Source organism: Thermus sp. LT1-2-5 (assembly GCF_040363165.1).
GTDB lineage: Bacteria > Deinococcota > Deinococci > Deinococcales > Thermaceae > Thermus.
Map to the genome: position 1 here is coordinate 1 of NZ_BSRG01000001.1, position 18,643 is coordinate 18,643.

15 protein-coding genes and 1 tRNA gene are annotated in these 18,643 nt (G+C 66.3%); 11 read left to right on the forward strand and 5 right to left on the reverse strand.

The window, feature by feature from the left end; translation table 11 throughout:
* Positions 1 to 160 precede the first annotated feature (160 nt).
* Positions 161 to 1,123, forward strand: a complete 963-nt coding sequence (locus ABXG85_RS00005; RefSeq protein WP_353511691.1) for a sugar transferase — start codon at positions 161 to 163, stop codon at positions 1,121 to 1,123.
* Positions 1,124 to 1,953: 830 nt separating this feature from the next.
* Here the strand turns inward: ABXG85_RS00005 and ABXG85_RS00010 are convergent.
* Positions 1,954 to 2,047 (reverse strand) — tRNA-Ser (locus ABXG85_RS00010).
* Between the two features lie 56 nt (positions 2,048 to 2,103).
* Here ABXG85_RS00010 and ABXG85_RS00015 point away from each other — a divergent pair.
* From ABXG85_RS00015 to ABXG85_RS00030, 4 genes are read left to right on the forward strand one after another with little or no spacing between them, the layout of a single operon-like run.
* Positions 2,104 to 4,584, forward strand: coding sequence for a CBS domain-containing protein (locus tag ABXG85_RS00015; RefSeq protein ID WP_353511692.1), 2,481 nt, complete (start codon positions 2,104 to 2,106; stop codon positions 4,582 to 4,584).
* Complete coding sequence (locus ABXG85_RS00020; RefSeq protein WP_353511693.1) at positions 4,562 to 5,167, forward strand: zinc metalloprotease; 606 nt, start codon at positions 4,562 to 4,564, stop codon at positions 5,165 to 5,167. The genes ABXG85_RS00015 and ABXG85_RS00020 overlap by 23 nt, the downstream gene beginning before the upstream one ends.
* The gene (locus ABXG85_RS00025) at positions 5,164 to 5,823 is read left to right on the forward strand and encodes a site-2 protease family protein (protein ID WP_353511694.1); all 660 of its coding nucleotides are present in this window, start codon (positions 5,164 to 5,166) and stop codon (positions 5,821 to 5,823) included. Before ABXG85_RS00020 ends, ABXG85_RS00025 begins: the two co-directional genes overlap by 4 nt.
* Positions 5,824 to 5,832: 9 nt before the next feature.
* Complete coding sequence (locus ABXG85_RS00030; RefSeq protein WP_353511695.1) at positions 5,833 to 6,051, forward strand: hypothetical protein; 219 nt, start codon at positions 5,833 to 5,835, stop codon at positions 6,049 to 6,051.
* On the opposite strand, the gene nfo is transcribed toward ABXG85_RS00030, so the two are convergent.
* From nfo to ileS, 4 genes are read right to left on the reverse strand one after another with little or no spacing between them, the layout of a single operon-like run.
* Positions 6,019 to 6,846, reverse strand: coding sequence for an endonuclease IV (gene nfo / locus ABXG85_RS00035; protein ID WP_353511696.1), 828 nt, complete (start codon positions 6,844 to 6,846; stop codon positions 6,019 to 6,021). The genes ABXG85_RS00030 and nfo overlap by 33 nt on opposite strands.
* Complete coding sequence (locus tag ABXG85_RS00040; RefSeq protein WP_353511697.1) at positions 6,843 to 7,331, reverse strand: septal ring lytic transglycosylase RlpA family protein; 489 nt, start codon at positions 7,329 to 7,331, stop codon at positions 6,843 to 6,845. Before ABXG85_RS00040 ends, nfo begins: the two co-directional genes overlap by 4 nt.
* Positions 7,332 to 8,369: a M24 family metallopeptidase gene (locus tag ABXG85_RS00045; protein WP_353511698.1), complete on the reverse strand. Its 1,038-nt coding sequence runs from the start codon at positions 8,367 to 8,369 to the stop codon at positions 7,332 to 7,334.
* Between the two features lie 41 nt (positions 8,370 to 8,410).
* On the reverse strand, positions 8,411 to 11,542 hold the full coding sequence (gene ileS, locus ABXG85_RS00050) for an isoleucine--tRNA ligase (protein WP_353511699.1): 3,132 nt from the start codon (positions 11,540 to 11,542) through the stop codon (positions 8,411 to 8,413).
* Between the two features lie 410 nt (positions 11,543 to 11,952).
* On the opposite strand from ileS, the gene fsa reads away from it, so the two are divergent.
* The 6 genes from fsa to ABXG85_RS00080 all read left to right on the forward strand — a co-directional run bounded on the left by fsa (position 11,953) and on the right by ABXG85_RS00080 (position 18,639).
* Positions 11,953 to 12,624, forward strand: a complete 672-nt coding sequence (fsa, locus tag ABXG85_RS00055) for a fructose-6-phosphate aldolase (RefSeq protein WP_353511700.1) — start codon at positions 11,953 to 11,955, stop codon at positions 12,622 to 12,624.
* Positions 12,621 to 13,901, forward strand: coding sequence for a transcription termination factor Rho (rho, locus tag ABXG85_RS00060; protein ID WP_353511701.1), 1,281 nt, complete (start codon positions 12,621 to 12,623; stop codon positions 13,899 to 13,901). The genes fsa and rho overlap by 4 nt, the downstream gene beginning before the upstream one ends.
* A 160-nt stretch (positions 13,902 to 14,061) precedes the next feature.
* Positions 14,062 to 15,210: a peptidoglycan DD-metalloendopeptidase family protein gene (locus tag ABXG85_RS00065; RefSeq protein ID WP_353511702.1), complete on the forward strand. Its 1,149-nt coding sequence runs from the start codon at positions 14,062 to 14,064 to the stop codon at positions 15,208 to 15,210.
* 94 nt (positions 15,211 to 15,304) lie between these two features.
* Positions 15,305 to 16,186, forward strand: a complete 882-nt coding sequence (pdxS, locus tag ABXG85_RS00070; RefSeq protein WP_353511703.1) for a pyridoxal 5'-phosphate synthase lyase subunit PdxS — start codon at positions 15,305 to 15,307, stop codon at positions 16,184 to 16,186.
* A gap of 1 nt (position 16,187) precedes the next feature.
* Complete coding sequence (locus ABXG85_RS00075) at positions 16,188 to 16,547, forward strand: ArsR/SmtB family transcription factor (protein ID WP_353511704.1); 360 nt, start codon at positions 16,188 to 16,190, stop codon at positions 16,545 to 16,547.
* A gap of 31 nt (positions 16,548 to 16,578) precedes the next feature.
* Entirely contained in the window at positions 16,579 to 18,639 is a 2,061-nt protein-coding gene (locus ABXG85_RS00080) for a heavy metal translocating P-type ATPase (protein ID WP_353511705.1), read from the forward strand.
* The last annotated feature ends 4 nt before the right edge of the window (positions 18,640 to 18,643 follow it).

The following is an 18,643-nucleotide window of genomic DNA, read 5'->3' on the forward strand; positions in this document are numbered from 1 at the left end:
TGGCTTCCCCCCATGGGGGGTAGAGGCGAGCGCGTTGGTGCTCCTTACTGCTTTAGCCCACCTGCTTGCTTTTCTTTCCACGGACCGAATGGCCCGGTATCCGGGGAGGGAGTCGTGGGGCCTTGCTGCGTTTAACCTGTTGCTCTTTACCCTTCTGTTGGTGGCGGTTTTGGCCCTGGGTAGGCTTTACTACTCCAGGGTTTATCTTCTTGGGGCGACCCTTGTTGCTTTTCCCCTCCTGGTGCTCTACCTAAACCGCATGCCTCCGGTGCGGCTTGCCTTGATTCCGGGCGGGGTGGCGGACTGGCTGCGGGTGCATCTTAAGGAGGGGCTGTTGCCCATGGCTTATTTGGATGAGGTAGAAGGGGTGGTGGCGGACCTCCACCATTTAGACCCGAAGGCGTTGCCCCTCTTGGCGCAGGCTTCCTTGAGGGGTATACCCATCCTCCATGCGGCCAGCGTGTACGAGGGGTACACGGGCAGGGTGCCCTTGGGGCCCGACTTCAACGAGGGGCTTATGGCCCTAGCGGAGACGGACCGGGGTTTTTACCCTTGGTTCAAGCGGGTGTGGGAGGTGGGTTTGGTCTTGGTTTTTTCCCCTATTTTGCTTATCTTGGGGCTTTTGGTAGCCCTTTTGGTGTACATGGACCTTGGGCGGCCTGTGATTTTTGCTCAGGAGCGGGTGGGGTTGGGTGGACGCCCTTTTAAGGCCTACAAGTTTCGCACCATGCGGGGAGCGCCGCGGGAGGGGATGTACGCTGGGGCGGAGGAGGCCCGTATAACTTCTTTAGGGCGGTTTTTGCGCCGTTACCGTTTGGACGAGTTGCCCCAGTTTTGGAACGTATTGAAGGGCGAGATGAGTTTGATTGGTCCGAGGCCGGAGCAACGGGTGTTGGCGGAGGTGTACGCCAAGGAGATTCCCCTTTACCCCTTGCGCCATACGGTGCGTCCTGGGCTCACGGGGTGGGCGCAGGTGCAGCAGGGGTATACGGAGGGGGTGGAGGGGACCCAGGTGAAGTTGAGCTACGATCTTTACTACATCAAGCATCTTTCCTTCTGGTTGGATCTTCGGATACTGGTGAAGACTCTTTGGGTCATCGGGACCGGTTTTGGTGCGCGTTGAGGTGGGGTATGGATGGTGAAACTGAGGTGACCCTATTGGATCTCCTAAGGGCCTTGCGGCGGAGTTGGCGCTGGCTCCTTGGAGGTGGTCTGGTGTTGGGAGTGTTGGTGGGATGGACTAGTACCTTTTTGCCGCCCCGCTATGTCAGTGAGGTTGTGCTCCAGGTTGGCCCTGGAAGTGAGAACGCGGAGAAGGCCCTTTATCTAGAAACTAGAATTCTTTGGCCCGAAGTGGGAGGTTGGCTTCTTCCCCGGCCGGATCAGTTGCCCTGGTCTGATTGGCTAAGGGCTTCCCTAGTTAGTGGCGCGGAATTTGATGCGGTATTGCAGGATGGGCAATTGCGAATATCCGGTTATGGGAGGACACCTGAGGAGGCGCAGGGGAGAGCCCTCGAGACCTATAAGCTTGTCAAGGAGAACTTAAAGGAAAGGGTGAAGACCTTTTGGCGTTCTTATCTTCGTGGTGAGGAAATGACGCTCTACCGGGGGGTACAGGATTTAGAGCAAGCCCTTCGGATGCTTGCGCAGGAGAACCCCGATCCCTCCATACGCCAGCGTTTCCGTGCGGCGGTTTCGCTTATGGAACTTCGGGTTCGGCAGCTCAGGGCCTACCAAGAAGACGAGCCACTGGACCAGTTGGCGGAGGAAACCTTGGGCTCGTACCTCTCCCTCCTGCAGCCCGCGCAAACACCTAGGGAGCCTTTGCAGCGGCAGCCTCTGCGGTATGGGGCGGTAGCCACCCTAACCTTTTGGTTGTTCGCAAGCCTTTTGGTGTTTCTCAGAGAACTTTTCCGTAGCGAAAAGGCCCCGGCCCTTTAGGGCCGGGGTTTGTGGCGGAGAGGGCGGGATTCGAACCCGCGAGGCAGGTTTAAGCCCGCCTACACGATTTCCAGTCGTGTCCCTTCAGCCGCTCGGGCACCTCTCCAAGCGCCGACCTTGAGTCTAGCAAGGCCCATTCCTAGCGTCAAGTAATCTTAGGGCGTGCGGGTGGTGGTGGCCCACGAAAACCTGGACTTTGATGCCCTGGGCTCCATGGTTTTGGCGGGGAAGTTGTTCCCGGGGAGCGTCCTTGCCCTGGTGGGGGGCCTCGAGGGCCCCCTAAAGGACCTGGCGCCCCTGCTGGAGGACCGCTTGGACCTGGTGCCCGCCGCCGAGATCCCCTTGGACAAGGTGACCGAGGTGGTCCTGGTGGACAACGCCCGCCCCGAACGCATTGGGCCCTTTAAGGCCTTGGTGGGGAAGGTTCCCTTCCTGGTCTTCGACCACCACCCCAAAGCCCCCGGGGACGTGCCCGCCGTGGGGGGCAGGGTGCAGGCGGTGGGGGCCACGGTGAGCTTGCTCCTGCCCCTCCTTCGCGAGCGGGGGCTTGGCCTCACCCCCTTGGAGGCCACCTTGGCCTACGCCGGGGTATGGGAGGACACGGGGGGGTTCAGCTTCCCCTCCACCACGGCCCTGGACCTGGAGGCGGGGCGGCTTCTTCTGGAGATGGGGGCAGAGGCCTGGCGGGTCCGGGAGTGGGTGCGGCCCCACCTCTCCGAGGAGGCCCGAAGCGTTCTGAAAGCGCTTCTTGCAAACGCCCGGGTGGTGGAACGGGAGGGCTTCCGCCTCCTCCTCGCCGAGGCCAAGGAGGAGGGGTACGTGCCGGCCCTGGCCCCCCTGGCCCATACCCTTTTGGACCTCCACGAGGCGGAGGGGGTGCTCCTGGTTCTCCGCTTGGGGAAGGAAACCCTTCTGATCGCTCGGAGCAAGGCCCGCCTTGACGTGGCCCGCTGGCTGGGGGAGGTGGGGGGTGGGGGGCATCCCCGGGCGGCCTTCGCCCGGGTGCGGGGGGCTAAGGGGGCGGTGCGGCGCCTTTTGGCGCATCTTCCCCGGTACCTGGAGCCCGAGCCCACCCTGGGGGAGGCCATGACGGCGCCGGTGGAAACCCTCGCCCCCACCTCGGTGCGGGAGGCCCTGCGCCTCCTGGAGGAGCGGGGCTACGGGGCCATGCCCGTGGTGGTGCCCAGGGCGGGGGGCGGGGTGGAGATCCTGGGCCTGGCCCGTAGAAGGGACCTGAGAAAGGCGGAGCGGCTGGGCCTGGGGGACCACCCCGTGGAAGGGTTTTTGGCCCGGGCCGTGGTCCTCTCCCCTGAGACGCCCCTTTCCCAGGTGCTGCCTCACCTGAAGGAAGGGGGTGGGCGGGTGCTGGTGGGCGAGCGGGTGGGGGAGGGGTGGCGGCTTCTCGGCATCTTCACCCGCACGGACCTTTACCGCAAGCGGCCCCTCGGGGGTGGGGAGGAAAAGCCCCTCGGGGAGAGGATCCTGGAGGCCCTGCCCGAGGGGGTCAGGCGGGTCCTGATGGCCCTCAAGGAAGCCTTTCCCCAAGGCCTTTACCTGGTGGGAGGGGCGGTGCGGGATGCGCTGTTGCTGCGCTCGGGGCCAGATATAGACCTGGTCCTGGAGCCGGGGGTCCGGGTGGAGGCGGTGGCCCGCTTCTTGGTGGAGCGGTTCGGGGGGAGCTTTGCCCTCCACTACGCTTTTGGGACGGGGCGGGTACGGCTTCCTTTTGGCTTGGTGGTGGACCTGGCGGAAAGCCGGGAGGAGGTCTACCCCTATCCCGGGGCGCTTCCCCAAGTGCGCCCAGCCCCCGTCGCCAAGGACCTGGAGCGGCGGGACTACACGGTGAACGCCATGGCCCTCTCCCTGGGCACCGGGGAGTTTTTGGACCCGTATGGGGGGTTAGAGGACCTAAAGGCCCGCCTCCTTCGCCCCCTTCACCCCCTTTCCTTTGTAGAAGACCCAAGCCGCATCGTGCGGGGGGCACGGCTTGCGGCGAGGCTTTCTTTCCGCTTCGCCGAGGAAGCCCTAAAAGCCTTGCCCCCGGCCCTGTTGCCGGAGGTGCTGAAGACGGCAAGCCGAAGCCGCTTAAAGGACGAGCTCCTCCTCACCCTAAAGGAGGAAACCTTCTACCAAGCCCTAGCCCTTTTGGAAGAGCTCGGCGCCCTGAAGCCCCTCTATGGGCTTGCCCTTCCCCCCAAGGAGCCTTTTCAGAGGCTTCGCCTCGCGCCGGAGGAGGAGGAGCGCCACCTGGTAGAGGCGAGGCTTCTCGTCCTCCTCCACTTCCAGGAAGAGCCCCTGGCCCGGGCGGAGGCCTTGGGCCTCCCCAAGCGGATCCAGGAGGGGCTTTCCCTCTTGTTGCGGGCCGGGCGGGGGGAAGAGGGGGAGCGGGAGGCTTTGGCCAAGGAACCCCTAAAAAGCGCCTTCCTCGCCCTCTTTCCCGAGCGGGCCCCCTGGCTGTTGCAAAGGCCCAGGACCCTTCGGGGCCGGGACCTTTTAGAGCTGGGCTTGAAGCCAGGGCCCAAGGTGGGGGAGATCCTCCGCCGGGTGGCGGAGGCCCGGGCCCGGGGTGAGGTCAAGACCTTTGAGGAAGAACTGGCCTTGGCCCGTAAACTGGTGGGGGATGGGACTCTTTCCGCTCCTTAACGACCCGCCGGTGTTTCTCTTGGCCTTTCTCTTGGGGGCCTTGGGCCTTATGCTCCACAACCTCTTCCAGGCCTGGCTTGCCCACCGCTACGGGGAGGTGGCCCCCAAGCGCTACGGCTTCCTTTCCCTGGACCCCCGGGTCCACCTCGAGCCCTTAGGCCTGGTCCTTTTGGTCCTCTTGGGCTTCGGCTGGCCCCGCTTCGTGCCCACGCAGCTTCCCGGGCGGAAGGGGGCCTGGGTGGCCCTCATGGGGCCCTTGGGCTTCTTTGCGGCCGCTTTCCTCTATGGGCTCTTGGCCCGCTTCCTGCCCTATCCCTTTGGCGAGGGGCTCTCCGCAGGGCAGCAGCTCATGCTCCTCCACGCCGCCATCTACCTCTTCCCCGTGCCTCCCTTGGACGGGGCCAAGGCCCTTTACGCTGTGGGCGGGCCGGAGGCGCGGCGGTTTCTGGACCAACTCGCCGCCTACGGGCCCTTGGGGTTTATCCTCATCTTCCTGGTCCTTTCCTACACCGGGGTGACGGGGGCGGTGGTCCAGGGGCTTGGCGGCCTCCTCGGCACCCTGTACCGGGCGCTTGGCCTATGATCGCCCTGCTCCAGCAAGACCCCCTGGTCTTTCTTCTGGCCCTTCTCGTCCTCCTCCTAAGCCTTGCCCTACATGAGTGGGGGCACGCCTACGCCGCTTTCCGCTTTGGGGACTCCACGGCCAAGCGCCTGGGCCGGCTCACCCTAAACCCCCTAAAGCACCTGGACCCCTGGGGCACCCTGCTTCTCCTCCTGGTGGGCTTTGGGTGGGCCAAACCGGTGCCCATCCATCCCCTGGCCTTTCGTGCGTACCGGCTTGGCCTTTTTGTGGTCTCGGTGGCGGGGATTGTCCTAAACCTCCTCCTGGCCGTCTTTTTTGCCCTCTTGGTGCGGGGGCTTTTCGCCCTGGACCCGGGGGCGGTGGCCTTGGCCTTCCGGGGGGAAGGGGGTGGTGGGGTGGGGGTTTTAGCCCTGGCTTTCTTCTACGCCAGCTCCATCAACCTGGTCTTGGCGGTCTTCAACCTCTTGCCCATCCCGCCCTTGGACGGGTCCAAGATCCTGCAAAGCCTCCTGCCCCTTTCCTGGCACCCCCTGCTTTGGCGACTGGAGCAGTACGCCTGGCTTTCCTTTATCCTCCTTTTCACCGTGCTTCGGGAGCCGGTGCAGGAGGTTCTGCGTTGGGCACGGCGGGTGTTTTTCGGGTTTTTCTTCGGCTAGACTCCTCCTATGCGGACCCTGAGCCTGGTCTTGGTGGTCTTGGCCTTGCTTCTCCTCGTTCCCGCCCTCTTGCCCCTTTTGGGCTGGCTCAACTGGCTCGTCCTTCCCTTAGCCCTTTTGGGGACGGGGCTCGGGGTTTTGAGCGGGGAGGAGCGAGCCTTTAGGCTAGGCCTTTTGGTGCTGGCGGTTTCCGCCCTACGCCTCCTTTTGGGCGGAGGCTTCCTCTAGCCAGGCGCGCAGGACCTTGAGGTTCCAGGCGTCTTCCTCCGGGCCCCTCGGGGTTTCCAGGAGGAAGAGGCGGTCCTCCAGCCGGGGGTCCAGGAAGATGCCCTTAAGCCCTTGGCCGATTTCTCCCCGGAGGAGGTGGGCGTGGTGGTCTACATGGCGGCCCAGCCCCCCCACGGAGTCGTTTAGGTGGACCACGGGTACCCGGTCTAGGCCCACGGCCCGGTCCAAGGCGGTGAGGACGCCAGCGGGGTCCTCCCGCACGTCGTACCCGGCGGCGAAGGCGTGGCAGGTGTCCAGGCAGACCCCTAAGGGGGTGTCGGCGATGAGCCAGGCGAGCTCCGTAAACTCCGCCCCTACCTTCTCCCCGCCTCCGGCGGCGTTCTCCAAGAGGAGGGTGGGACGGTCCTTCACCCCGGCCAGGCGGAGGGCCTTGAGGGCCCCTTCCCGCACCCGCTTGGGGTCCCCGGAGCCGGGGTGGACCACCACGTATTCGATCCCCAGGAGGCGGGCCTTTTCCAGGTCGTCCGCCAGGCTCATCACGCTCTTTTCCCAAAGTTCCCCCTCGGCCCCCAGGTTGACCAGGTAGGAGGCGTGGATCACCCCAGGCAGGTCCGCCATCTCCTTGAGGGCTCGGAAGGCCTCCACCTCCCCCGGGGATAGGGTGCGGGTTTTCCAGCTCCTGGGGCTTTTGGCGAAGATCTGGAAGGCGGTGAGGCCTAAGGCCATGGCCTCCTCCACCGCGCTGGCCACGCCCTTTTTCCCGGCGATGGAGAGGTGAAACCCGTAGCGCCTCACGGGAGCACCTCCAGCCGGACCCGGGTGGCGGAGAGGGCCCCGATGGCCTTGGCGGCGGCGTAGGAGAGGTCGATGAGGTAGCGGCCGCCGAAGGGACCGCGGTCGTTGATGCGCACCACCACGCTCCGCCCGTTTTTGAGGTTGGTCACCCGCACCCGGGTGCCGAAGGGGAGGGTGGGATGGGCGGCGGTGAGGGCGTGCATGTTGTAGATCTCGCCGCTGGCCGTGCGCTTGCCGTGGAAGCCAGGGCCGTACCAGACGGCGAGGCCCTCTTGCTGGAAGCCGCCGGCAGAGGCTTCTTTGGCGCTTAGGCGGAGCACCTGCCCGGGGCGGATGAGGTCGGAGGAAAGGCCGTTGAGCCGCTTGAGTTCCGCCACGCTGAGGCCGTGGCGTTGGGCGATGCGGAAGAGGGTGTCCCCCTTTTGCACGGTGTAGCTCTGGGCCAAGGCGGGGAGGAGGAGGAATGCCAAGGGGAGAAGGCGCACCTAGACCTCCTGCCAGCCTCGAGGGTAGCGGGAAAGGAGTTCCATCCCGTCCTCGGTGATGAGGACCAGCTCCTCGATCCGCACCCCTCCCACGCCCGGGAGGTAGAGCCCGGGCTCCACCGTGACCACCATGCCGGGCTCCAGGACCTCTTCGGTGTACGGGGAAAGGCTAGGGCCCTCGTGCACCGCCAGGCCCACCCCGTGGCCCAGGGAGTGGACGAAGTAGCGGTCCAGGCCATAGCGGCTAAGCTCCTCCCGGGCTAGGGCGTCTATCTCCTTGCCGCTCCGGCCTGGGCCCAAGGCCTCTAAGGCCCGTTCCAAGGCGGAAAGCACCGCCTGGAAGGCGGTCTTGAGCTCGCCCTCCACCTTGCCCAGGGCGATGGTGCGGGTCATGTCCGAGTGGTACCCCGCCACCTTGGCCCCCAGGTCCAGGGTGATGAGCTCCCCCGCCTCGAGGCGCTTCTCCGAGGCCCCGGCGTGGGGGAGCGCCCCCCGCACCCCCGAGGCCACGATGGGGGGGAAGGCCACCCCCTCCGCCCCCCGCCGCCTTAGGAAATACTCCAGATCCAAGGCCACCTCCCGCTCCTCCACTCCCGGCTTCAGCAGGGAGAGGGCGTGGGCCAGGGCCTCCTCCGCCAAGGCCTGGGCTTTGCGGATGGCGGCCACCTCTTCCGGGGTTTTCTTGAGCCTAAGCCGCTCCACCACCCCCTTGGTGGGCACCCACTCCGCCGGGGAGAGCTCCCGGAGGCGCTCTAGGGCGGCGTAGGGGAGGTGTTCCGCCTCGAAGCCCACCCGGCCCCGGAGGCCCTGGAAGAGGGCCTCCTTCTCCTCCCGCCTAAGGACCTTGGCGGGGATGCGGCTTTCCCGCTCCGCCTCGGGGTAGCGGGGGTCGGTGAGGAGGAAGGCCCCCTCCTCGGCGATAAGGACCTGGGCGTCCTCCGGGTGGGGGAAGCCCGAAAGGTAACGGACGTTCTCCGGACGGGTGATGTAGAGGGCGTCAAGCCCCAAGGGCGCAAGGAGGTTTCTTAGGTCCTGCACGGGGGTACTATACCATTCCCGCCCCAGGAGGTGGGGCTCCCTCAACCCAGGCGCGCCAGGCTGAAGCGCACCCGGCCCTCCTCGTCCGCCAGCTCGGTGGTGTACCCAGGGAAAGGCCCCTCCCCAAACTCCCGGGCCAGAACCTCCTCGGCGATCCAGGCCCCGTGCTCTTCCAGGGCCTTGCGGTAGGGGCCTTCCGCCTCGTAGCCCACGCGGATGCGGTCGGAAACCTTGAGGCCCATCTCCTTGCGCGCCTGCTGCAGGTGGCGGATGAGGTCGCGGGCGAGGCCTTCCAGGCGAAGGGCCTCCGTGACCTCCACTTTGAGGGCGGCCACGTACCCTTCCTTTTCCAGGGCCTCGTACCCTTCGGGGGCCTGGGCCTCGAGGAGAACCTCCTCCGGGGCCAAAAGGAGGGTTTCCCCCTCTACCTCTAGCGGAATGGCCTCCCCCTTGAGGGCCAGCTCCGCCACCCGCTTTCCTTCCCGCTCCAGGGCGGTGCGGATCTTGGGGAGTAGCTTGCCGTACTTGGGGCCCAGGGCCTTGAGGTTGGGCAGGACCCGGTAGGTGAGCACCTCCTCCCCCGGCTCCAGGACCCGCACCTCCTTGACGTTGAGCTCCTCCGCCATCTCCTTGGCGAAGTGCCTAAGGCCTTCCCGCTCCAAAGCGGTGGGAGCGGTGACCAGGAGGAGGGGCAGGGGGGTGCGGGTCTTCACCCCGCTCTTTGCCCGGGCCGAGCGGGCGAGCTCCACCACCTTCAGGACCGCCCGCATCTTGGCCACCAGCTCCTTGTCCCAAAGGGCCTCCTCCACCTCGGGCCAGTCCGTGAGGTGGACGCTTTCTTGCGCCTTAGGGTCCACGCTCCGCGCCAGGTTCTGCCAGAGCACCTCGGCCAGGTAGGGGGTGAAGGGGGCGGTGAGCTGGGCCACGGTGAGGAGGGCCTCATACAAGGTGGCGTAGGCCGCTTCCCGGTCCAGGGCGTCCTCGTTTTTCCAGAAGCGGCGGCGGTTCCGGCGCACGTACCACTGGGAGAGATCCTCCACCACGAAATCCCGGATGGCGCGGCTAGAGGTGGTGGGATCGTAGGCCTCGAGGGCCTCCGTCACCTTGTGCTTGAGCTCCTGGAGCCGGGCCAAAAGCCAGCGGTCCATCTCGGGACGGGCCTCGGGCGGGGGCGGGGTTTTGAGGTTCGGGCGGTCCAGGTTGGCGTAGGTGACGAAGAAGCTATACACGTTCCAAAGCGTGAGGAAGTAGTCCCGCACCGTCTCCCGCACCAGGTTAGGCCCAAAGCGGCGGTCCGCTTCGGGCGGCGCGGAAACGTAGATGTACCACCTCAGGGCGTCGGCCCCGAACTCCCGCAGGATGTCCCACGGGTCCACCACGTTCCCCTTGGACTTGGACATCTTCTGCCCCTTCTCGTCCAGGATGAGGCCGTGGCAGATCACGTTTTTGAAGGCGATGGAGCCGAAGAGCATCACCCCCAGTTGGTGCAGGGAGTTGAACCAGCCCCGGGTCTGGTCGATGCCCTCGGAGATGAAGTCGGCGGGGAAGCTTTCCTTGAACTCCTCCTCTCCCTCAAAGGGGTAGTGCAAGGAGGCGAAGGGCATGGCCCCGGAGTCGTACCAGACGTCGATTACGTAGGGCACCCGCCGCATGGTACCCCCGCAGGCGCAAGCGAGCTCCACCCGGTCCACGTACGGCCGGTGCGGGTCAAAGGGCTCGGGGAGGGGGGCGGTGGCCCGTTGGCGCAGCTCGGCCAGGCTCCCGATGGCCTCCTCCTTGCCGCAGGACTGGCACACCCAGATGGGCAAGGGGGTGCCCCAGTAGCGGTTGCGGCTTAGGGCCCAGTCCACCAGGTTCCTGAGCCACTCCCCGTAGCGGCCTTCCTTGATGTGGGGGGGCACCCAGTGGATCTCCTGGTTCTTCTGGAGGAGCTCCTCCTTGAAGCGGGTGTTTTGGATGAACCAGGTTTCCGTGGCGTAGTACATGAGGGGGGTGGAGCAGCGCCAGCAGTGGGGGTAGTTGTGCAGGTAGGGCTCCTCCTTGAACAGAAGCCCCCGGGACCTCAGGTCCTTGAGGATGGCCCGGTTGGCTTCGCGGAAAAAGAGGCCCTGGAAGGGCTCCACCAGGAGCTTTCCCTCCTCGTCCACGGTCTTTAGAAGGGGGAGCCCATAGGCCCTGGCCGTCTCCAGGTCCTCGGCGCCGAAGGCGGGGGCCTGGTGCACGATGCCCGTCCCGTCTTCCCGGCTCACGTATCCCGCCAGGACCACGAAGTAGCCCTTCTCCAGGGGGTGGGGGTAAGGGGGGATGTAGGCGAGGCCTTCCAGCTCCCTGCCGGAGAAGGTCTTGGTGATGGGGGCCTCCTCCCCGAGAAGGCGCCGCCCCAGGCTTTCCTCCAGGATTAGGGCCTCTTCCCCCACCTGGAAGGCGGCGTAGGTGTACTCGGGGTGGACCGCCGCCGCCACGTTCCCGGGCAGGGTCCAGGGTGTGGTGGTCCAGATGAGGAGGCTCGCCCGGGAAAGGCCGAGCCGTTCGGGCTCTTTGAGGGGCAGGCGCACGTAGACCGAGGGGTCTTGGATCTCCTTGTAGCCCAGGGCAACCTCATGGGAGGAGAGGGGGGTGCCGCAACGGGGGCAGTAGGGCACCACCTTGTGGTCCCGGTAGAGGAGGCCTTGGTCAAAGAGGCGCTTCAGGCTCCACCAGATGCTCTCGATGTAGGTGGGGTGGAGGGTGGCGTAGGCGTTCTTCAGGTCCACCCAGTAGGCGATGCGCTCGGTGAAGGCCTCCCACTCCTTTTCGTAGGCGAAGACGGACTCTCGGCAAGCTTGGTTGAAGCGTTCGATGCCGTACGCTTCGATCTCCCGTTTGCTCTTGAGGCCCAGCTTCTTCTCCACCTCCAGCTCCACGGGAAGGCCGTGGGTGTCCCAGCCGGCCCGGCGGGGCACGTAGTAGCCCCGCATGGTCTTGTAGCGGGGGAAGAGGTCCTTGTAGCTCCGGGCTTGGGCGTGGCCCACGTGGGGCATGCCGTTGGCGGTGGGAGGGCCTTCGTAGACGGTAAAGCGGGGCCCGCCCTTGCGGTTTTCCACGCTCTTTTCAAAGATGTTTTCCCGCTTCCAGAAGGCCAAAATTTCCTCTTCCAGCGCCGGAAAGTTTGGTTCGCCCACTTCCTTGAACATGCCCACCTCCTAACAAAACGCCCGCGCCCAAAGGCGCGGACGAAAGCGCTCAGGCTTCCGCGGTACCACCGCGCTTCCTGGAAGAAGCCTCCCAGGCCCTCGTTGGGGCGCGATTACGGGCGCCACCCGGCGGGCATTACTCGGGGAACACCCCCTTTCCTCCCGCGGCTCCGGGGTGATCTTCCCGCCTTCCCGCACCGCCGGGCTCCCACCCTCCCCGGCTCGCTGTGGGCTATTGGGAAGGGGTACTCTCCCCATCCTCGCCTTTACAACCTGTGCCCCCTGGGGTAAAATCCCCCGTTGGCGGCTAAGGCCATGCTAGCAGCCTTTCCCCTCCCTTGACAACGCCCCGAAGAGGTCTGCTAGACTCAGGCTAAGCCGGTTCCTTTCCCGCACACAAGGAGCAGGTTATGGAACTTTACCTGGACACCGCCAATCTGGAGGAAATACGGGAGATTGCCGCTTGGGGGGTTCTCTCGGGGGTCACCACCAACCCCACCCTGGTGGCCAAGGAGTTTGCTGCCCGGGGAGAGCGCCTGAGCGAGGAGGGCCTAAGGCACCACCTACGCGCCGTGGCCGAGGCGGCAGGGGGCCCGGTTTCCGCCGAGGTGACGGCCTTGGAGGCTGAGGCCATGGTGGCCGAGGGCAGGCGCCTGGCCGCCATCCACCCCAACATCGTGGTGAAGCTCCCCACCACCGAGGAGGGCCTTAAGGCCTGCAAGCGCTTGTCTGCCGAGGGTATCCGGGTGAACATGACCCTCATCTTCTCCGCCAACCAGGCCCTTTTGGCGGCGAGGGCCGGGGCGGCTTACGTGAGCCCTTTTCTGGGTCGGGTAGACGACATCTCCTGGGACGGGGGGGAGCTTTTGCGGGAGATCGTGGAGATGATCCAGGTGCAGGACCTCCCCGTCAAGGTCATCGCCGCCTCTATCCGCCACCCCCGCCACGTGACGGAGGCCGCCCTTTTGGGGGCGGATATCGCCACCATGCCCCACGCCGTCTTCAAGCAGCTTTTGAAGCACCCCCTCACGGAAATCGGCCTCAAGCGCTTTATGGAGGACTGGGAGAAGGTTAAGCCATGAGGAGAAAAGCTGAAGTCCCCGAAACCCCCCTTACCTACCAGGAGCTGGCCACCAAGATCCTGCCCGAGTTGCACCTCCTGGCCCAGGAAGCGGGGATTGAGAACTACAAGCGGATGAAGAAGGACCAGCTGATCATGGCCCTCCTGGAGCGGCAGACCCAAGGGGAGGGCCTGCAGTTGGTCAAGGGCTATCTGGAGATCAGCCCCGATGGCTACGGCTTCTTGACGGAAAACCTCTACAACCTCGAGTCCCGGGTGGCCATCGTCTCCGCCGGGCTCATCCGCCAGTACGCCCTGAGGAGCGGGGACTACATCGTGGGCCGGGTGCGGCCGCCGCGGGAGAACGAGCGCTACGGCACCCTGCTCAAGGTGGAGGCGGTGAACGACCTGGACCCCGAGGCCGCCAAGAACCGCCCCCGCTTTGACGAGCTCATCCCCCAGTTCCCCGACCGGCAGATCCGGCTGGAAACCACCCCGGATGAGCTTTCCACCCGGGTGATCGATCTCCTCGCCCCCATCGGCCGGGGCCAAAGGGGTCTCATCGTGGCCCCCCCCAAGGCGGGGAAGACCACCCTCCTCAAGAAGATCGCCAACGCCGTTCTCAAGAACGAGCCCGACATCAAGGTCATCGTCCTCCTCATTGACGAGCGCCCGGAGGAGGTCACGGACTTCCGGGAAAGCGTCCAGGGGGCCGAGGTCATCGCCAGCACCTTTGACGAGCCGCCCCAGAACCACATCCGCGTGGCGGAGTTCGTCCACGAGCGGGCCAAGCGCATCGTGGAGGAGGGGGGGCATGTGATGATCCTCCTGGACTCCATCACCCGCCTGGCCCGGGCCAACAACCTGGTGACCCCGCCCACGGGGCGGACGCTTTCGGGCGGCTTGGACTCCGCCGCCCTTTACTTCCCCAAGCGCTTCTTGGGGGCGGCGCGGAACATCCGGGGTGGGGGAAGCCTCACGATTTTGGCCACCGCCTTGGTGGAGACGGGAAGCCGGATGGACGACGTGATCTTTGAGGAGTTCAAGGGCACCGGCAACATGGAGCTCCACCTCTCCCGCCGCCTGGAGGAGCGCCGCATCTTCCCGGCCATAGACATCCTGAAGTCGGGGACGAGGCGGGAGGAGCTCCTTCTGGGCGAGGAGGTGGTGCACAAGATGTGGCTTTTGCGCAAGGTCCTGGCGGACATGGACCCCGCCGAGGCCATGGAGATGCTCCTCGCCCGCTTGGGGCGCACCAAGAGCAACAAGGAGTTCTTGGCTTCCCTGGCGGCCCGTTAAGCGGTTTTTCCCTTGGGGGGCGGGTTTTCCCGCCCCAAAGGCTTTTGCCCCTTGCGCCATGGGGGATGGGGGTTGGTATAATCCCGGCCGAGGTTGGGGTTCCTTTGGGAGGTGAACATTGCGGGTATGGGTAGTTTGGTGTTTTCTTGCGGTTCCCGCCTTGGCTCTTTCCTTCAAGCCCCTTAGCCCCATTCCCCTGCCCGAGGCCCAGGTGGAGGTGGGCCCTTCGGTGCGGAAGGGATGGGTGGTGTATACGGTGCGCCCTGGGGACACCTTGGTGGGCCTCGCCAGCCGCTATGGCGTGGACCCCCGGCACATCATGTGGTCTAGCGGTCTTAAGGATCACAGGCTCCAGGTGGGAGAGCGGCTCCTCATACCTCTGGTGGGAGAGGAGGAGAGGCCGCCCAGGGTGCCTCCGGGGGTGGAGGTGTACCGGGTGCGCCCGGGGGACACCTTGGCGGCCATCGCCAGCCGCTATGGCGTGAGCGTCTTGGACCTGGTTTCCGCCAACCCCTCCTTGGAAAGCTTGGACCGCCTGGTGGCGGGGAGCACCCTGTATATCCCCAAGGGTACCAAGGGACTTCTCCTGACCTTGGAGGAAGGGCAGACCTTGGTGGATCTGGCGAGCCGATTTGGCCTTTCCCCGGTGCGGGTGGCTAAGGCCAACGGGGTGGACAACCCAGCGGAGCTAAAGCCGGGGGACCTGGTCCTCCTGCCCGGAATTCAGGCTAAGACCACTTATCAGACCCTCCTGGCCAAGCAGGAAGCGGAGCGGAAGGCTCGCCTCGAGGCGGAACGGCGCCGCCAAGAAGAGCTCAGGCGCCTGGCGGAGGAGCGCAGGAGGCAGCAGGCTTTGGCCCAGGCCCAGGCACGGCGGCAGCAGGCCCAAGCGGCCAGGCCCCAGGTGCGCCGGGTGAGCTACCAGGAGGGGGGAATGCGATGGCCTTTGGCCGGGGGGTTCCGCATTACCACCTACTTCGGCCAGCGGGGGGTCTTCCAGCGCTACCACACCGGCATAGATCTGGCAGCCCCTTACGGCACCCCTATCTTGGCCGCCAAGAGCGGCCAGGTGGAGGTGGCGGGTTGGAGCTCCGTGGGCTACGGCTTCCACGTGGTCTTGGACCACGGGGGCGGGGTGGAAACCCTCTACGCCCACATGTCCCGCATCGCCGTGCGGCCCGGAGCGTGGGTGGAGGCGGGGGAGGTGATCGGCTACGTGGGCTCCACGGGCTGGTCCACCGGGCCCCACCTGCACTTTGAGGTGCGGGTGGGCGGGGTGGCGCGTAACCCCTTGAGCTACCTGCCTTAGGGCAGGGCTTTACCGGCCGGGGGCGTGGGGCCCCCGGCTTTGTGGCGAAGGTAGCTTGACCCCGCAGGGGGTAAGCTAGAGGATGGAGGGCGGGATGGAGAAGGGAACCTTCCAGATCAAGACGGGCTTCGCCGAGATGTTCAAGGGCGGGGTGATCATGGACGTGACCACTCCGGAGCAGGCGGTGATCGCCGAGGAAGCGGGGGCGGTGGCGGTGATGGCCCTAGAGCGGGTCCCTGCCGACATCCGCGCCCAGGGGGGCGTGGCCCGCATGTCCGACCCCAAGGTCATCAAGGAGATCATGGCTGCGGTGTCCATCCCCGTGATGGCCAAGGTGCGCATCGGCCACTTCGTGGAGGCCATGATCCTCGAGGCCATTGGGGTGGACTTCATCGACGAGTCCGAGGTCCTCACCCCTGCGGACGAGGAACACCACATCGACAAGTGGAAGTTCAAGGTGCCCTTCGTGAACGGGGCCCGGGATTTGGGGGAGGCGCTTCGCCGCATCGCCGAAGGAGCGGCCATGATCCGCACCAAGGGGGAGGCGGGCACGGGCAACGTGGTGGAGGCGGTGCGCCACGCCCGCACCATGTGGAAGCAGATCCGTTACGTCCAGTCCCTGCGGGAGGACGAGCTCATGGCCTACGCCAAGGAGATCGGGGCGCCTTTGGAGCTCGTGCGTTGGGTGCACGAGCACGGCCGGCTGCCCGTGGTGAACTTCGCCGCAGGCGGCATCGCCACCCCCGCCGACGCCGCGCTCATGATGCACCTAGGGATGGACGGGGTCTTCGTGGGGAGCGGCATCTTCAAGTCCGGAGACCCCAAGAAGCGGGCCCGGGCCATCGTGCGGGCGGTGACCCACTACAACGACCCCGAGGTCCTGGCGGAGGTGAGTGAGGACCTGGGCGAGCCCATGGTGGGCATCAACCTGGACCAGCTCAAAGAAGAGGAGCGCCTGGCTAAGAGGGGGTGGTAAAGTGGCGGAGGCGGTGTGCGGGGTCTATGAGATCCACCCGGAACGGGTGGAGCTGGCCCGCGCCGCCCTGCCCGGGGAGGAGGTGTTGCGGGAGGCTTCCCTCCTCCTCAAGGCCCTTTCCGACCCCACCCGCATGCGCCTTCTCCTCGCCTTGAAGGCGGCGGGGGAGCTTTGCGTGTGCGACCTGGCCCTTTTGGCGGGGGTGTCGGTTTCGGCGGTGAGCCACCAGCTTAGGCTTTTGCGCCAGGCCCGCCTGGTGGCCTTCCGCCGTGAGGGGAAGCAGGTCTACTACCGCCTCCAGGACGAGCACGTGGCGGGCCTTTTGGAGGAGGCCTTGGCCCACGCAGTAGAAAACACTTGAGCAAACATTCAAGTGATGGTACCCTGGGGGCATGGAGGCTCCCAGGGTACACATTTTCCGCGTGGAGGGTATGGACTGCGCTGACTGCGCCCGCAAGGTGGAAGGCGCCTTACGGGAGGTGCCCGGGGTGGTCCAGGCCCAGGTGAGCTTTGCCAGCGGCAAGGCCTACCTGCACCTGGCGACGCCCGAGGCGGCGGAAGTGGCTAGAAGGCGGGTGGAGGCCTTGGGCTACCGCCTGCGCCCACAGGGAGAGGCGCTTTCCCGCCTACCGGGGCCCTGGCCTTGGGCCTTGGCCTCGGGGGGGCTTTTGCTCCTCGCCTTCCTTCTTGCCCCGGTCTGGGGTTCTTGGCCTTACACCCTAAGCGCCTTGGTGGGCCTGGGGCCCCTTTTGCGGCGGGCCCTCGCCTCCTTCCGCCAGAACCCCTTTAGCATCCAGGCCTTGGTGAGCCTGGCCACCCTGGGGGCCTTGGCCATAGGGGCGGAGGCGGAAGCGGCGGCGGTGGTCTTCCTCTTTTTGGTGGGGGAGGTCCTCGAGGCCCAGGCCCTGGGCCAGGCGCGACGGGCCCTTTTCACCCTGGGAAGCCTCTTGCCCAAACGGGCTCTGCGCCTGGCCCAGGGGGGCTTGGAGGAGGTGCCCCTGGAGGCCCTTAAGGTGGGGGACCGGGTGCGGGTGCCCCCTGGGGAGCGGGTGCCCGCGGACGGGGTAGTCCGGGAAGGGCGGGCCTTCCTCGAGGAGGCGGCCTTCACCGGGGAGCCCTTGCCCCGGGAGGCGGCTTCTGGGGACCTGGTCTACGGGGGAAGCCTAGTGCGGGAGGGGAGCCTGGTGGTGGAGGTGCTCCGCTCCCCCGGGGAGGGCTTCTTGAAGGAGATGGAGCGCCTGGCGGAGGAGGCTCTCCTCCGGAAAAGCCAGGTGGAGCGCTTCATGGACGCCTTCGCCCGCCGCTATACCCCCTTGGTCCTCACCCTCGCCCTTTTTGTGGGGCTTGTCCTACCCCTTTTCCAAGGGGACTTCCTGGGCCACCTCTACCGGGCCCTGGCCCTCCTCCTCATTGCCTGCCCCTGCGCCTTGGTGGTGTCCGTGCCGGCGGCCATCGCCGCTGGGGTGGCCCGGGGAGCCAGGAGGGGAGTGCTTTTTAAAAGTGGGGCGGCTTTGGAGGCGCTTGCGCGGGTACGGCACCTGGCCCTGGACAAGACCGGAACCCTCACCTGGGGCAGGCCACGCCTGGTTCGGGTGGTGGCCTTTGGGGTGGGGGAGGAGGAGGCCTTGGCTTTGGCCAAGGCGGTGGCCGAGGGCTCGGGGCATCCCTTGGCCAAGGCGGTGCGGGAGGCAGAAGGGCCGAAGGCGCTCCCGGCCCAAGGCCACCGGGCCGAGCCGGGCCTGGGGGCCTTCGCCTGGGTGGAGGGAAGGGAGGTAGGCCTGGTGCGGCCGGAGGCCGTGGCCCTTTCCCCGGAGGTGGAGGGGGCGGTGCGGGCCCTTTCCCAAGAAGGCTATAGCCTTTCCCTCCTGGTGGAGGGGGCTAGGCCCCTTGCCCTTCTCGCCTTCCAAGACACCCCTAGGGAGGAGGCGCAAGCGGCCTTGGCGGCATTGCGCGCCTTGGGGCTTAGGCTCCACCTCCTCACCGGGGACCGGGCGGAGGCGGCCTTGGCCCTGGGAAAGGCCCTGGGGCTAAGGCCCGAGGAGATCCGTCCGGGGCTTTCCCCCTTAGAAAAGCTCCGAGCGGTGGAGGCGCTAGCCCAGGAGGGGGGCGTGGCCATGGGGGGGGATGGGGTGAACGATGCTCCCGCCCTGGCCCGGGCCACCGTGGGCCTGGCGGTGGCGGAGGGGACGGAGGCGGCCATGAAGGCGGCCGACGTGGGGCTTCTTTCCCTCTCCGCCTTGCCCCTGGCCTTCCGCCTCAGCCGCCGGACGCTGGCTGTGGTGCGGCAGAACGTCTTTTTGGCCCTGGGGCTTAAGGGCCTTTTCCTCCTTACCTCCACCTTGGGCCTAACTGGGCTCTGGCCTGCGGTGCTGGCGGATAGCGGGGCCCTGCTCCTAGTGACCCTGAATAGCCTCCGCCTCCTGGCGGACCGCCTTGACAGGCCCCTGCCTTAGGACG